The organism is Pseudomonas sp. PGPPP1 (genome assembly GCF_002255865.1).
GTDB classification, from domain to species: Bacteria; Pseudomonadota; Gammaproteobacteria; order Pseudomonadales; family Pseudomonadaceae; genus Aquipseudomonas; species Aquipseudomonas cremoris.
Genome location: NZ_NKIG01000028.1, coordinates 21,639 through 35,627 on the forward strand (window position 1 = coordinate 21,639; position 13,989 = coordinate 35,627).

A 13,989-nucleotide genomic window follows, 5' to 3' on the forward strand; every position below is an offset into this window, starting at 1 on the left:
ACGCCTGAACGAGACCCAGCCATGAGTGAAGAGATTCTGATCAATATCACGCCGATGGAATCGCGCGTGGCGGTGGTAGAGAACGGTGTTCTGCAAGAAGTGCATGTCGAGCGCACCCAGAAGCGCGGGATCGTCGGCAATATCTACAAGGGCAAGGTGGTGCGCGTATTGCCGGGGATGCAGGCGGCATTCGTCGATATCGGGTTGGACCGTGCTGCGTTTATCCATGCTTCGGAAATTTCACTGCGCGAAGGTCCGGCGGTGGAAAGCATCAGCGCCCTGGTGCATGAAGGGCAGAGCCTGGTGGTGCAAGTTACCAAGGACCCCATCGGCTCCAAGGGCGCACGCCTGACCACTCAGTTGTCGATTCCGTCGCGCTATCTGGTCTACATGCCGCGCACTGCCCATGTCGGGATTTCCCTGAAAATCGAAGACGAAGCCGAGCGCGAACGCCTGAAAAAAGTCGTCAGCGACTGCGTGGCTGCCGAAGGCATCAAGGAAGCGGGCGGGTTTATCCTGCGTACCGCCGCCGAGGGGGCCGGCGCTGACGAAATCCTTATGGACATCCGTTACCTGCGGCGCCTGTGGGACCAGATCGGCGCGCAGATCAAGACGATTGGCGCGCCGAGCGTGATCTATGAAGACTTGGGCCTGGCCCTGCGCACCTTGCGTGACCTCGTCAGCCCGAAGATTGAGAAAATTCGCATCGACTCGCGGGAAACCTTCCAGCGCACCACGCAATTCGTGGCCGAACTGATGCCGGAAATTGCTGATCGCCTGGAACACTATCCCGGCGAACGGCCTATCTTTGACCTGTATGGCGTCGAAGATGAGATCCAAAAAGCCCTTGAGCGCAAAGTGCCGCTCAAGTCCGGCGGCTATCTTGTGGTGGATCCGGCCGAAGCCATGACCACCATCGACGTCAACACCGGCGCTTTCGTAGGGCATCGCAACCTTGAAGAAACGATCTTCAAGACCAACCTCGAAGCGGCCACTGCAATTGCTCGCCAACTGCGCCTGCGCAACCTGGGCGGCATCATCATCATCGACTTCATCGACATGGAAGATGAAGAGCACCAACGCCAGGTGCTGCGCACCCTCGAAAAACAGCTGGAACGTGATCACGCCAAGACCAATATCATTGGCATCACCGAATTGGGCTTGGTGCAGATGACGCGCAAACGCACGCGCGAAAGCCTTGAGCAGGTGCTGTGCGAGCCGTGCAGCAGTTGCCAGGGGCGCGGCAAGTTGAAGACCCCGGAAACGGTTTGCTACGAGATTTTCCGGGAAATCCTACGGGAGGCGCGGGCTTACCAGGCTGAAGGCTATAGAGTGCTTGCCAACCAGAAGGTGGTCGATCGCCTGCTGGACGAAGAGTCCGGTAACGTCGCCGAGCTGGAGGGGTTTATCGGCCGCACGATTCGCTTCCAGGTCGAAACCATGTATTCCCAGGAACAATACGACGTGGTGCTGCTCTGATCCCCATTCGCTTTTATTTACGAGACCGGCAGGCGTTGATCTGCTGTCCGACTACTGCTTTGAGGGTCGCCTGACATGGAGCGTCTGACACGCTTTTTTGCCGCTTTGACCCGCTGGGGCCTGGGCCTCTGTGCCTTGTTGCTGGTGTTTGCTGCGTTGTATGTAAGCCTGGGGCGGGAATTGACGCCGCTGGTGGCTGAATACCGCGCTGAAATTGAAGCCAAGGCCCAGGCCGCAGTGGATATGCCCCTGCACATCGGCAGCCTTGAAGGCCGTTGGAGTGGTTTCGCCCCCATATTGCTGGCCCACGACGTGATGGTCGGTGAGGGCAATAGCGCATTGCGCCTGGACCAGGTCGAAGTAGTACCGGACATCTGGGCCAGTCTGATGGCGCGCGAAGTGCGCATAGCCCATTTGGAAGTCAGCGGTCTGCAACTCAGCGTGAAGGAAAACAAGGACGGCCACTGGGCGCTGCAAGGGGTGCCAGTACAGGACGACCAGCCGCTGGACCCGGAGCAGTTGCTCACGCGTATGCAGATGGTCAAGCGCGTATCGCTGCTCGACAGCCAGATTACCCTGCAGCCATTCGACCAGGCCCCGATGACGCTGACGTATGTAGGCTTGAGCCTGCACACCGGCATGACGCGCCAACGGCTGGACGCACGCTTGACCCTGCCTGATGGCCAGCCTTTGGCTGTCAGCCTGCGTACCCGCATTCGCGCAAGCCAGTGGAAGGACGGTGAGGTTCAGGCCTACCTCAGCTTGCCGCAGAGTGATTGGGCCAAGTGGATCCCGGCCAAGCTGACTCAACAGTGGAAGCTTACCCAACTCAAGGCCGGCGGCGAGTTCTGGCTGACATGGGCCAAGGGGACTGTGCAAAGCGCGGTGGTGCGCCTCAACTCGCCACAGGTGGCGGGCAGCTACGCCGACCGTAAGCCGGTGCATATCGAAAATCTCGCACTGACGGCCTACCTGCAACGCAGTGAGACGGGTCTTAAGGTGCTGTTCGATTCGCTGGCAATGAACCTCGGAGAAACTCGCTGGGAGTCGCGTCTGCAATTGCAGCAAACTCTGGCTACCGACAAGGACCTGGAGGTCTGGAAACTGCAGGCCGACCGCCTGGACCTGACGCCCATCACGCCGTTGCTGAATGCCCTGGCGCCGTTACCGGAAGGCGTCGCCAAAACCATCGAACACCTGAAAGCCACCGGCATGCTGCGTAATGTGCTGGTGGATTTTCGCCCTCAAGACAACAGCGATCAAAAAGTCAGTTTCGCCGCCAATCTGGAGCGCATCGGCTTTGACGCCTACTTCGGTGCGCCGGCGGCGCGAAATGTGTCCGGTAGCATCAGCGGCGACTTGGGTCACGGTGAGCTGCGCATGGACAGCAAGGACTTTTCCCTGCACCTCGACCCGATCTTCGCCAAGCCGTGGCAGTACATCCAGGCCAATGCGCGACTGACGTGGAAGCTGGACAAGGAGGGTTTCACCCTGATCGCCCCGTATATCAAGGTGCTGGGTGAAGAGGGCAAGGTCGCTGCCGACTTCTTGATCCGCCTGCATTTTGATCAGGCGCAAGAAGACTATATGGACCTGCGGGTCGGCATGGTCGATGGCGATGGGCGTTTTACCCCTAAATACCTGCCGGCAGTGTTGAGCCCGGCGTTGGATGAATGGCTGCGCACCGCGATCCTCAAGGGCGCGGTGGATGAGGGTTTTTTCCAGTACCAAGGCTCGCTTAACCACGATGCGTTGCCGGCTTCGCGCAATATCAGCCTGTTCTTCAAGGTGCATGATGCTGAACTCGCGTTCCAGCCAGGCTGGCCCCATGTCAGCAAGGTCAAGGGCGAAGTGTTCGTCGAGGAGAGCGGCGTGCGCATCCTGGCCAGCAAGGGCCAGTTGCTCGATACCAAGGTCAAGGACATCTACGTCAACATTCCCCATGCACCTGCGGGCAAGGACAGTCATCTGTTGCTGACCGGCGGGTTTGCCGGTGGACTGGGTGATGGCTTGAAAATCCTTCAGGAAGCGCCGATCGGTACGGCATCGACGTTTGCCGGCTGGAAGGGCGATGGCGACCTGCAAGGCAGCCTTGACCTGGATATCCCGCTGGCCAAGGACGCCGAGCCGAAAATCGTGGTGGACTTCAAGACCGACAAGTCACGCCTGCAATTGGCTGAGCCGACGCTGGACCTGACCCAGCTCAAGGGGGATTTCCGCTTTGACAGTGCCAAGGGCCTCAGCGGCCAAAACATCTCGGCCCAAGCGTTTGATCGGCCCATCACTGCGCAAATAACTGCCGACGGTAAGCCGGGCAAAATCAGCACTCGGGTGACGGCCAAGGGCCAGGTCACCGTCAAGCGGCTGACCGACTGGCTGAAAATTACTCAGCCATTGCCGGTGTCTGGCGACATTCCGTACCAGTTGCAGCTGAACCTGGACGGCGCGGACAGCCAGTTGATGGTCAGCTCCAGCCTCAAGGGCGTGGCGGTGGACTTGCCGGCTCCGTTCGGCATGCCGGCCAGCCAAGGTCGCGATAGCGTATTCCGCATGACCCTGCAGGGCGCCGAGCGCCGTTATTGGTTCGATTACGGCGAGCTGGCGAACTTCACCTTCGCCGCACCGCCAGACAAGTTCAATGAGGGCCGAGGCGAGTTGTTCCTCGGTGATGGCGATGCGCTGCTGCCGACGAGCAAGGGGTTGCGCATTCGTGGCGTGTTGTCGGAGCTGGATATCGACCCCTGGAAGAAACTGGTCGACCGATACGCAGGCAATGACCCAGGCGGCAGCGCCAAGCAATTGCTCAATAGCGCTGATTTCAAGGTAGGCAAGCTGACCGGTTTTGGCACCCAATTCGACCAGGTCAACCTGCAACTGGACCGCAAACCGGCGGCGTGGGGCTTGCAACTCGACAGCCTGCAAGCCAAGGGCAGCGTAAACGTGCCGGACGCCAAAGGCGCACCGATTGTGGTCAACCTGCAATACGTGAAGTTGCCCGCTCCGGACCCGACGGTGCAGGCAAACGAGAACGCACCGGACCCACTGGCGGATATCGACCCCAAGGACATTCCGGCGTTGGATATCTCGATTGCTCAGCTGTTCCAGGGGCCTGACCTGGTGGGGGCCTGGTCGCTGAAGATCCGACCAACCGCCAAGGGCATGGCCTTCAATAACCTGGACTTGGGGCTCAAGGGCATGCAGCTCAAAGGCGCCGGTGGTTGGGAAGGCACGGCAGGCGATAGCAGCAGTTGGTACAAGGGCCGCCTGGATGGCAAGAATATTGGCGATGTGCTCAAGGGCTGGGGTTATGCCCCTACCGTCACCAGCCAGGATTTCCACCTGGACGTAGACGGGCGCTGGCCCGGTTCACCGGCGTATGTCGGGCCCAAGCGTTTCTCTGGCAGCCTGGATGCGGCGTTCCGCAACGGCCAGTTTGTGGAAGTGGAGGGTGGGGCCCAGGCCCTGCGGGTGTTCGGGCTGCTTAACTTCAACTCCATTGGTCGCCGACTGCGCCTCGATTTCTCTGACTTGCTCGGCAAGGGCTTGAGCTACGATCGGGTAAAAGGTTTGTTGGCCGCCAGTAATGGCGTGTTCGTCACCCGTGAGCCGATCACCATGACCGGGCCGTCGACCAACCTGGAGCTCAATGGCACCCTCGACTTGGTGGCCGACCGTGTCGACGCCAAGTTGCTCGTTACGTTGCCGGTCACCAACAATCTGCCGATTGCTGCGCTGATCGTCGGTGCGCCGGCCATTGGTGGTGCTTTGTTCCTGATCGACAAGTTGATCGGTGATCGGGTGTCGCGTTTTGCCAGCGTGCAGTACAAAGTGGAAGGCCCTTGGAAGGACCCGAAAATCACCTTCGACAAGCCATTTGAAAAACCAAACTGAGAGCCTGTGGAGTAGCATGGTCGCATGCCTATTACGGAGTGTCGGCCCATGTCCTTTGCGGTAATTCAAATGGTCAGCCAGAGCGATGTGCTGGCCAATCTGGCTCAGGCCCGACGCCTGCTGGAACAAGCGGCAGCGGCCGGAGCAAAGCTTGCGGTACTCCCGGAAAACTTCGCCGCCATGGGCCGTCGCGACGTCGCCGACATCGGCCGCGCCGAGGCCTTGGGCGAAGGCCCGATCCTGCCGTGGTTGAAACAGACCGCCCGCGACCTCACCTTATGGATAGTGGCCGGTACTTTACCGCTGCCCCCAGAAGGCCAGCCGAACGCCAAGTCCAATGCCTGCTCGTTGTTGGTCGATGATCGCGGTGAAATCGTTGCCCGCTACGACAAATTGCACCTGTTCGATGTCGATGTTGCAGATACACGCGGTCGTTATCGGGAATCCGACGACTATGCTTTCGGGAGCAATGTGGTGGTGGCGGATACACCCGTTGGCCGTTTGGGCCTGACGGTGTGTTACGACCTGCGCTTTCCCGAGCTGTACAGCGAGCTGCGCGCAGCGGGGGCCGAGTTGATTACTGCACCTTCGGCCTTTACGGCAGTGACCGGTGCCGCGCACTGGGACGTGCTGATTCGCGCCAGGGCCATCGAGACCCAGTGCTATCTGCTGGCGGCCGCCCAGGGTGGAGTGCATCCGGGGCCACGGGAAACCCATGGGCATGCGGCGATTGTCGACCCATGGGGGCGTGTACTGACGCAGCAGGATCAAGGCGAAGCGGTGTTGTTGGCCGAGCGCGATAGCAGTGAACAGGCGTCGATACGGGCGCGCATGCCGGTGGTCAACCATCGGCGCTTTTTCTCGCAGGGCGCACAGCGGCCTGCTTCGGAACGATGAATTTAAGGCCAAACCTATGAGCGAGTTGTTGTCCTCAGTCAGTGAACACCTCCTGGCACCCGGTGGCGTGACCATCGAAAGTTTGCAAACCGTGCTGGGCGACCTCGCCGGGCCCGGCATCGATGCGGCTGACCTGTATTTCCAGGGGCAGATCTCCGAGTCCTGGGCGCTGGAAGATGGCATCGTCAAGGAAGGCAGCTTCAACCTTGACCAGGGTGTAGGCGTACGTGCGCAGTCCGGTGAGAAAACCGGCTTTGCCTACAGCAACGCAATCACGCTGGAAGCCTTGGGCCTTGCGGCGCGTGCTGCGCGTTCGATCTCCCGAGCCGGTCAAAATGGCACGGTGCAGGCGTTCAGCACCCAGGATGTGGCCCAGTTATATGCGCCGGATAACCCTCTGGAAGTGATCAGCCGCGCTGAGAAGGTCGAGTTGCTCAAGCGTGTCGACGCCGCCACTCGTGCCCTGGACCCGCGTATCCAGCAGGTCACCGTGAGCATGGCCGGTGTGTGGGAACGCATTCTGGTGGCGTCCACCGATGGTGGCTTGGCGGCAGACGTACGGCCGTTGGTGCGGTTCAACGTCAGTGTGATCGTCGAGCAGAACGGTCGCCGCGAGCGCGGTGGCCATGGGGGTGGCGGGCGTACCGACTACCGCTATTTCCTCGCTGAAGACCGCGCCATGGGTTATGCCCGTGAGGCGCTGCGCCAGGCACTGGTCAACCTGGAAGCCATTCCTGCGCCGGCCGGTACCTTGCCGGTGGTGCTGGGTTCGGGTTGGTCCGGCGTGTTGTTGCACGAAGCGGTCGGCCATGGCCTGGAAGGCGATTTCAACCGCAAAGGCAGTTCAGCCTACAGCGGGCGCATGGGCGAGATGGTTGCGTCCAAGCTGTGCACCATTGTCGATGACGGCACCTTGGCCGGTCGCCGGGGCTCGTTGAGTGTGGACGATGAAGGCACGCCAACCGAGTGCACCACCCTGATCGAAAACGGCGTGCTCAAGGGCTACATGCAAGACAAGCTCAATGCGCGCCTGATGGGCGTCGCGCGTACCGGCAACGGCCGCCGTGAATCCTACGCGCACCTGCCGATGCCGCGTATGACCAATACCTACATGCTCGGTGGCGAAAGCGATCCGGCGGAAATCATTGCCTCGGTCAAGCGCGGGATCTATTGCGCCAACCTCGGCGGCGGCCAGGTGGATATCACCAGCGGCAAGTTTGTGTTCTCCACCAGCGAGGCGTACCTGATCGAAGACGGCAAGATCACTGCTCCGGTCAAAGGCGCAACGTTGATCGGCAACGGGCCGGAGGCGATGAGCAAGGTGTCGATGGTCGGCAACGACCTGTCGCTGGACAGCGGCGTGGGCACGTGCGGGAAAGATGGGCAGTCGGTGCCGGTGGGTGTCGGCCAGCCAACGCTGAAAATTGATGCGATTACCGTGGGTGGCACGGGCTCGTAAGGGATGTGGAGCTTCGGGTGGCGAAGGTCGCCACCCGGGGAAGGGATCAACGCAGGCCGCGTTGGGTCTCGTCCAGCTCACGGATGTACTTGAAGATTTTACGGCTGGTGGCCGGCGCTTTGTTATGCGCCAGCTCGTGCTGGGCCTGACGGATCAGGGAGCGCAGTTGCTGGCGATCCGCGTCCGGGTAGTCCACCACGAATTTCTCCAGCACAGCGTCATCGCCCGAGATCAGGCGGTCACGCCAACGTTCCAGGTTGTGGAAACGTTCGTTGTACTGGCGAGTGGAGGCATCGGTTTGGTCGAGCAAGGTCAGAATGGCGTCAATGTCTTGGTCGCGCATCAGTTTGCCGATAAACGAGATGTGCCGTTTACGCGCGATATTCGCGGTGTGCTTGGGCGCATCGGCCAAGGCTCGACGCATTTCGTCGGTCAGTGGCAGTTTTGCAATCAAATCCTTCTTGAGCGTTGTAAGGCGCTCGCCGAGGTCAACCAGAGCATGCAGCTCACGTTTGACCTGGGTTTTGCTTTTCTCCCCATCGAGGGAGTCGTCGTAAGAATCAACCATGGTGGCAGTCCGCAAAGAAACGCCGCCATGATAACCAGTCGGGGGCCGCTTGTCCGGCCCGGTCGCTCGATGGCCTTAACCGAAAGCAGAATTTGAGTGGAGAAAACCATGAGTGCAGCCCAAAGCGTCGGTCCGCAAGCGTTACCGGCACTGCAGGAACAAGTCGAGCAGATCCTTGCCGAGGCCAAGCGCCAAGGGGCCAGTGCCTGTGAAGTGGCGGTGTCGCTGGAGCAGGGGCTGTCGACTTCGGTACGTCAGCGGGAAGTGGAAACCGTCGAATTCAACCGTGACCAAGGGTTTGGCATCACCTTGTACGTGGGGCAGCGCAAAGGTTCGGCCAGCACATCGGCCAGCGGCCCAGAGGCGATTCGTGAAACGGTTGCCGCCGCGCTGGCAATTGCCAAGCACACCTCTGAAGACGAAAGCTCGGGTTTGGCTGACAAGGCCTTGATGGCCAAGGACTTGAAAGACTTCGATCTATTCCACGCGTGGGACATCACCCCCGAGCAGGCCATCGAACAGGCGCTGGCCTGCGAAGCGGCTGCGTTCGACGCCGATGCCCGCATCAAGAACGCTGATGGCACCACGTTGAGCACACATCAGGGTTGCCGCGTGTATGGCAACAGCCATGGTTTTATCGGCGGTTATGCATCTACGCGCCATAGCTTGAGTTGCGTGATGATTGCCGAAGCCAATGGCCAGATGCAGCGCGATTACTGGTACGACGTGAATCGCCAGGGTGAATTGCTGGCAGACCCAGCCAGCATTGGCCAGCGCGCCGCGCAACGTGCCGCGAGCCGTTTGGGGGCGCGTCCGGTGCCGACCTGCGAGGTGCCGGTGCTGTTCTCGGCGGAACTGGCCGGCGGTTTGTTCGGCAGTTTCCTGGGGGCGATTTCCGGTGGGAACCTCTATCGTAAATCGTCGTTCCTGGAAGGCTCGATTGGTCAGAAGCTGTTTCCTGAGTGGCTGACCATCGATGAGCGCCCGCACTTGATGCGTGCCATGGGTAGTTCGGCGTTCGACGGTGATGGCCTTGCGACTTATGCCAAGCCGTTTGTCGAAAAGGGTGAGTTGGTGTCCTACGTGCTGGGCACTTACTCCGGCCGTAAGCTCGGCCTTCCGAGCACCGCCAACTCTGGCGGCGTGCATAACCTGTTCGTCACCCATGGCGATGAAGACCAGGCAGCGCTGTTGCGGCGCATGGGCCGTGGCCTGCTGGTGACGGAGTTGATGGGCCATGGCCTGAACATGGTCACCGGGGATTATTCCCGTGGTGCGGCGGGTTTCTGGGTTGAGAACGGCGAGATTCAATTTGCCGTCCAGGAAGTGACGATTGCCGGCAATATGCGCGACATGTTCAAGCAGATTGTTGCCGTGGGTAATGACTTGGAACTGCGTAGCAACATTCGCACGGGTTCGGTACTGATCGAGCGGATGACCGTCGCCGGTAGCTGACTCTTCCATCGCTTTAACAAAGAGGCGCGCCATCTCACGGATGGCGCGCCTTTTTTTGTGGCTGTGCTAAAGGTGTATTAATGCGCCACTCTTGTTTTGATTCTCAATATCATTTAATAATAAATATCATTACCGAATGAGTGTGGATCATGAGTTCTGTCCTGCATGAGGATCCTTATCTGGAAAGCTGGCGCTGGATGAGTCGCCAGATTCGCTGCGGCCTCAATCCCAACGAGCCGCGCCTGATCGAACATTACCTCAATGAGGGTCGATACCTGGCGTGCTGCACCGCCACCCATCCGTGGACGATCGCTGAAACCTCATTCCGTCTACTGCTCGACACCGCCAACGATATCGCGCTGCCCTGGCATTGGCGCTCGATGTGCCTGGACCAAGCCTGGCGTCCCCTGCGTGACCTGGAAAAACTCTCTCACTGTGCCTGCCGCCTCAAGCGCTGGCAGAGTTTTGCGTGGCGATTGGCGACCTGCGAATTGCTGCCGTCTATTTCTCACTCCGACCTGGTGCAAGGATCTAACGATGAGTAACACCCGTATCGAACGCGACAGCATGGGCGAGCTGCAAGTGCCGGCCGAGGCCTTGTATGGCGCGCAAACCCAGCGCGCGGTGAACAACTTCCCGATCAGCAACCAACGCATGCCGGCGCAATTCATTCGCGCGCTGATCCTGGCCAAGGCCGCTGCAGCCAAGGTCAACGTCGACCTCAAGCAGATCAGCGAAGGGCAGGGCAAAGCCATTGTCGATGCTGCCCAGGGTTTGCTGGAAGGCGATTTCATGCAGCACTTCCCAGTGGATATCTTCCAGACCGGTTCTGGCACCAGTTCCAACATGAACGCCAACGAAGTCATTGCCACACTCGCCACGCGTTTGCTCGGCGAGCCGATCAACCCCAACGATCACGTGAACTGCGGGCAGAGCAGTAACGACATCATCCCGACCACTATCCACGTCAGCGCCGCGCTAGTCCTGCACGAGCAAACCTTGCCGGCCCTGTTGCATCTGGTTCAGGTAATCGAGCAGAAGGCCGAGGAAGTCCATCCGTTCATCAAGACCGGCCGCACTCACTTGATGGATGCCATGCCGGTGCGCATGAGCCAGGTGCTCAATGGGTGGGCGCAGCAACTCAAGGCCAATATCAGTCACCTCCAGGACCTGCTGCCCAGCCTGCAGTCCCTTGCACAGGGTGGCACCGCCGTCGGTACCGGGATCAATGCCCACCCGGAATTTGCCGCGCGCTTCAGCCAGCAATTGAGCAGCCTGACAGATGTGAAATTCACCCCGGGCAAGAACCTGTTCGCGCTGATCGGCTCCCAAGACACCGCCGTCGCGGTTTCCGGCCAATTGAAGGCCGTTGCTGTGTCACTGATGAAAATCGCCAACGACCTGCGCTGGATGAACTCCGGCCCTTTGGCCGGCCTCGGTGAGATCGAGCTGGAAGGGCTGCAGCCTGGGTCCTCGATCATGCCTGGCAAGGTCAACCCGGTGATTCCGGAAGCGACTGCCATGGTGGCTGCACAAGTCATTGGCAATGACACGGTGATCACCGTTGCGGGTCAATCGGGCAATTTTGAGCTCAACGTGATGCTGCCGATCATCGCCCAGAACCTGCTCAGTAGCCTGGAGCTGTTGGCGAACTCCAGCCGTTTGCTGGCGGACAAGGCGATCGCCAGTTTCAAGGTCAACGAAGCCAAGCTCAAGGAAGCGCTGTCCCGCAACCCGATCCTGGTCACCGCACTCAACCCGATCATTGGTTACCAGAAGGCTGCTGAAATCGCTAAGAAGGCCTATCAACAAGGTCGTCCGGTGATTGATGTCGCCCTTGAGCACACCGACTTGCCCCGTAGCCAACTGGAAATCCTGCTGGACCCGGAAAAGCTTACAGCTGGCGGCGTGTAATCACCGACTCTGCTTTGGAGGCTCACCATGGAGCACTGGAAACGCACGATCGAACGGGCCAATCGCTGCTTTATGGCAGGCGAATTGGTTGACGCTCGCGAGGCCTATTTGCAAGCCCTGGCCTTGGCTCAAGTGTTATTTGAACGCTGGGCGGATGCCGACGAAGCGGTGGCGGCCTGCGTCATTTCCCATCACAACCTGGCGGACCTGCACCTGCGTCTGAACCAGCCGGAAGAAAGCGCGGAATACCTCTGCGCCATTCACCAGCGTCTGTTGCAGACCATGCAGGACCCACGCCTGAGCCCGCAATTGCGGGAGGCGGCGCTACGTCAGAGCAGCAAGACCTACGTCGAACTGTTGAATTTCATCAGCGATCACGGCGAGTACCCACGCACCCATCGCTTGCTGGGCGGCACTGCGGCGCAAACGGATGCGTCGACCCGCAACAGTCCCTATTACGGAGCTCATTGAAATGTCTTACACCTTGCCTGCCTTGCCTTACGCCTACGACGCCCTGGAGCCGCATATCGATGCGCAAACCATGGAGATCCACTACACCAAACACCATCAGACCTATATCAACAACCTCAATGCCGCGGTCGAGGGCACCGAGTTCGCGGGCTGGCCGGTCGAGAAGCTGGTGTCCAGTGTTCAGCAATTGCCGGAAAAACTGCGCGCGGCAGTGATCAATCAAGGTGGCGGCCACGCCAACCATTCGCTGTTCTGGGCGGTGATGTCGCCTAAAGGTGGCGGCAAGCCAGAGGGTGCGCTTGGCAAGGCCATCGATGAACAGTTGGGTGGTTTTGATAGTTTCAAAGAGGCCTTCACCAAAGCCGCGCTTACTCGCTTCGGCAGTGGCTGGGCATGGCTGAGCGTGACCCCGCAAAAGACCCTTGTAGTGGAAAGCAGTGGTAACCAGGACAGCCCGCTGATGAACGGCAACACGCCGATCCTGGGTCTGGACGTCTGGGAGCACGCCTACTACCTGCTGTACCAGAACCGTCGCCCGGAATATATCAATGCCTTCTACAGCGTCATCAATTGGCCGGAAGTCGCTGCGCGCTACCAGGCCGCGCTGGCCTGATACCCACCCTATAACAAGATCTAAGGCCGACTATGGGCACTGAAACACTGGCGATCAGCAGTGGGCGAATGTTTCGTTATGCGTTTGGCTCGCTGCTGCTATTGGCAGGTACTGCATTGCTGGTGGCCCACGGGCTGGAGTGGCTGAACCTGGAACCGCGCATTTTACGCGCCCTGCAAGGCGGCGCGATTTGTGCGCTCGGTACGGCGCTTGGCGCGGTGCCAGTGTTGGTGATTCGGCGGATGCCGGTGGCGCTGAGCGACACTTTGCTGGGCTTTGGGGCCGGAGTGATGCTGGCGGCAACCGCTTTTTCGTTGATCGTGCCGGGCATTGCCGCCGCTGAAACCCTCGGGCTCTCGCCCTGGGGCGCCAGTGGGTTGATCAGCTTCGGCATCATGCTCGGAGCATTCGGGCTGTATCTGGTCGACCGTAAGGTATCCGGCGCCAGCCCGGAAATGCTCGTGGGCACGCCAGATAATCCGGTGATCCCGCCGCGCATCTGGCTGTTCGTGTTCGCCATCATCGCCCACAACATCCCGGAAGGCATGGCGGTGGGTGTTTCGGCGGGCGGTGGCATGCCCGACGCAGATAGCCTGGCCATGGGTATTGCCTTGCAGGACGTGCCGGAAGGGCTGGTGATTGCTTTGGTATTGGCCGGGGCAGGGATGTCGCGGGTCAAGGCGTTCCTGATCGGTGCTGCGTCAGGCTTGGTCGAGCCAGTGTTCGCCGTACTTTGCGCTTGGCTGGTGAGCCTTGCCGAGGTGCTGTTGCCACTGGGGTTGGCCCTGGCTGCTGGTGCAATGCTGCTTGTGGTGACGCATGAGGTAATCCCCGAGTCGCGGCGCAATGGTCACGAAAAGCTGGCTAGCCTGGGGTTGTGCATCGGTTTTTGCTTGATGATGGTGATGGATACCGCGTTGGGGTGAAGCCGTTGCGGCTTCACGCCCGTCTCAAAGGGTGAGTTTACTCACCCTCATCAAAGAAGTTATTGATCAGCGCCACAAGCGCGTTCATTGCTTCGTCTTCTTGCTCGCCTTCGGTTTTCAAATGAATCTTGGTGCCCTTGCCGGCGGCTAACATCATCATGGCCATGATGCTTTTGCCATCGACCATGGATTCCGGCGTGCGCCCGGCGCGAATCTGGCAGGGAAACTGCCCGGCGACCCCGACGAATTTGGCCGAGGCACGGGCGTGCAGGCCCAGCTTGTTGATGATTTCAATTTCCAGAGCGGGCATCGCGCA

12 protein-coding genes are annotated in these 13,989 nt (G+C 59.9%); 10 read left to right on the forward strand and 2 right to left on the reverse strand.

The annotated features are described in order from the left end of the window. Nucleotides 1-21 precede the first annotated feature (21 nt). From rng to tldD, 4 genes are all read left to right on the forward strand, one after another. On the forward strand, nucleotides 22-1,479 hold the full coding sequence (gene rng, locus CFE47_RS24770; protein ID WP_010213134.1) for a ribonuclease G: 1,458 nt from the start codon (nucleotides 22-24) through the stop codon (nucleotides 1,477-1,479). 75 nt (nucleotides 1,480-1,554) lie between these two features. Continuing rightward, nucleotides 1,555-5,370: a YhdP family protein gene (locus CFE47_RS24775; RefSeq protein ID WP_286841107.1), complete on the forward strand. Its 3,816-nt coding sequence runs from the start codon at nucleotides 1,555-1,557 to the stop codon at nucleotides 5,368-5,370. A 48-nt stretch (nucleotides 5,371-5,418) separates the two neighbouring features. Beyond that, nucleotides 5,419-6,267, forward strand: a complete 849-nt coding sequence (locus tag CFE47_RS24780; RefSeq protein WP_185708355.1) for a carbon-nitrogen hydrolase family protein — start codon at nucleotides 5,419-5,421, stop codon at nucleotides 6,265-6,267. A 16-nt stretch (nucleotides 6,268-6,283) separates the two neighbouring features. Continuing rightward, on the forward strand, nucleotides 6,284-7,726 hold the full coding sequence (gene tldD / locus CFE47_RS24785) for a metalloprotease TldD (RefSeq protein ID WP_017529090.1): 1,443 nt from the start codon (nucleotides 6,284-6,286) through the stop codon (nucleotides 7,724-7,726). 46 nt (nucleotides 7,727-7,772) lie between these two features. Here the strand turns inward: tldD and yjgA are convergent, their stop codons facing one another. After that, nucleotides 7,773-8,294 carry a ribosome biogenesis factor YjgA gene (yjgA, locus tag CFE47_RS24790; protein ID WP_033899348.1) on the reverse strand — a complete coding sequence of 174 codons (522 nt, stop codon included), beginning with the start codon at nucleotides 8,292-8,294 and terminating at the stop codon, nucleotides 7,773-7,775. A gap of 108 nt (nucleotides 8,295-8,402) precedes the next feature. Between yjgA and pmbA the strand changes: the two genes are divergently transcribed. The 6 genes from pmbA to CFE47_RS24820 all read left to right on the forward strand — a co-directional run bounded on the left by pmbA (nucleotide 8,403) and on the right by CFE47_RS24820 (nucleotide 13,673). Next, nucleotides 8,403-9,749, forward strand: a complete 1,347-nt coding sequence (gene pmbA, locus CFE47_RS24795) for a metalloprotease PmbA (protein WP_286841109.1) — start codon at nucleotides 8,403-8,405, stop codon at nucleotides 9,747-9,749. A gap of 149 nt (nucleotides 9,750-9,898) precedes the next feature. Continuing rightward, on the forward strand, nucleotides 9,899-10,294 hold the full coding sequence (locus tag CFE47_RS24800; protein ID WP_286841110.1) for a FagA protein: 396 nt from the start codon (nucleotides 9,899-9,901) through the stop codon (nucleotides 10,292-10,294). After that, nucleotides 10,287-11,663, forward strand: coding sequence for a class II fumarate hydratase (locus CFE47_RS24805; protein WP_286841112.1), 1,377 nt, complete (start codon nucleotides 10,287-10,289; stop codon nucleotides 11,661-11,663). The genes CFE47_RS24800 and CFE47_RS24805 overlap by 8 nt, the downstream gene beginning before the upstream one ends. A 27-nt stretch (nucleotides 11,664-11,690) precedes the next feature. Then, the gene (locus CFE47_RS24810; RefSeq protein ID WP_185708360.1) at nucleotides 11,691-12,134 is read left to right on the forward strand and encodes a DUF2753 family protein; all 444 of its coding nucleotides are present in this window, start codon (nucleotides 11,691-11,693) and stop codon (nucleotides 12,132-12,134) included. A 1-nt stretch (nucleotide 12,135) separates the two neighbouring features. Further along, nucleotides 12,136-12,747: a superoxide dismutase gene (locus CFE47_RS24815; RefSeq protein WP_065900714.1), complete on the forward strand. Its 612-nt coding sequence runs from the start codon at nucleotides 12,136-12,138 to the stop codon at nucleotides 12,745-12,747. A gap of 32 nt (nucleotides 12,748-12,779) precedes the next feature. Then, a complete protein-coding gene (locus tag CFE47_RS24820) occupies nucleotides 12,780-13,673 on the forward strand; it encodes a ZIP family metal transporter (RefSeq protein WP_185708361.1) in 894 nt (297 codons plus the stop codon). A 37-nt stretch (nucleotides 13,674-13,710) separates the two neighbouring features. On the opposite strand, the gene CFE47_RS24825 is transcribed toward CFE47_RS24820, so the two are convergent. Beyond that, nucleotides 13,711-13,983 carry an HPr family phosphocarrier protein gene (locus CFE47_RS24825; protein ID WP_185708362.1) on the reverse strand — a complete coding sequence of 91 codons (273 nt, stop codon included), beginning with the start codon at nucleotides 13,981-13,983 and terminating at the stop codon, nucleotides 13,711-13,713. Nucleotides 13,984-13,989: the final 6 nt, after the last annotated feature.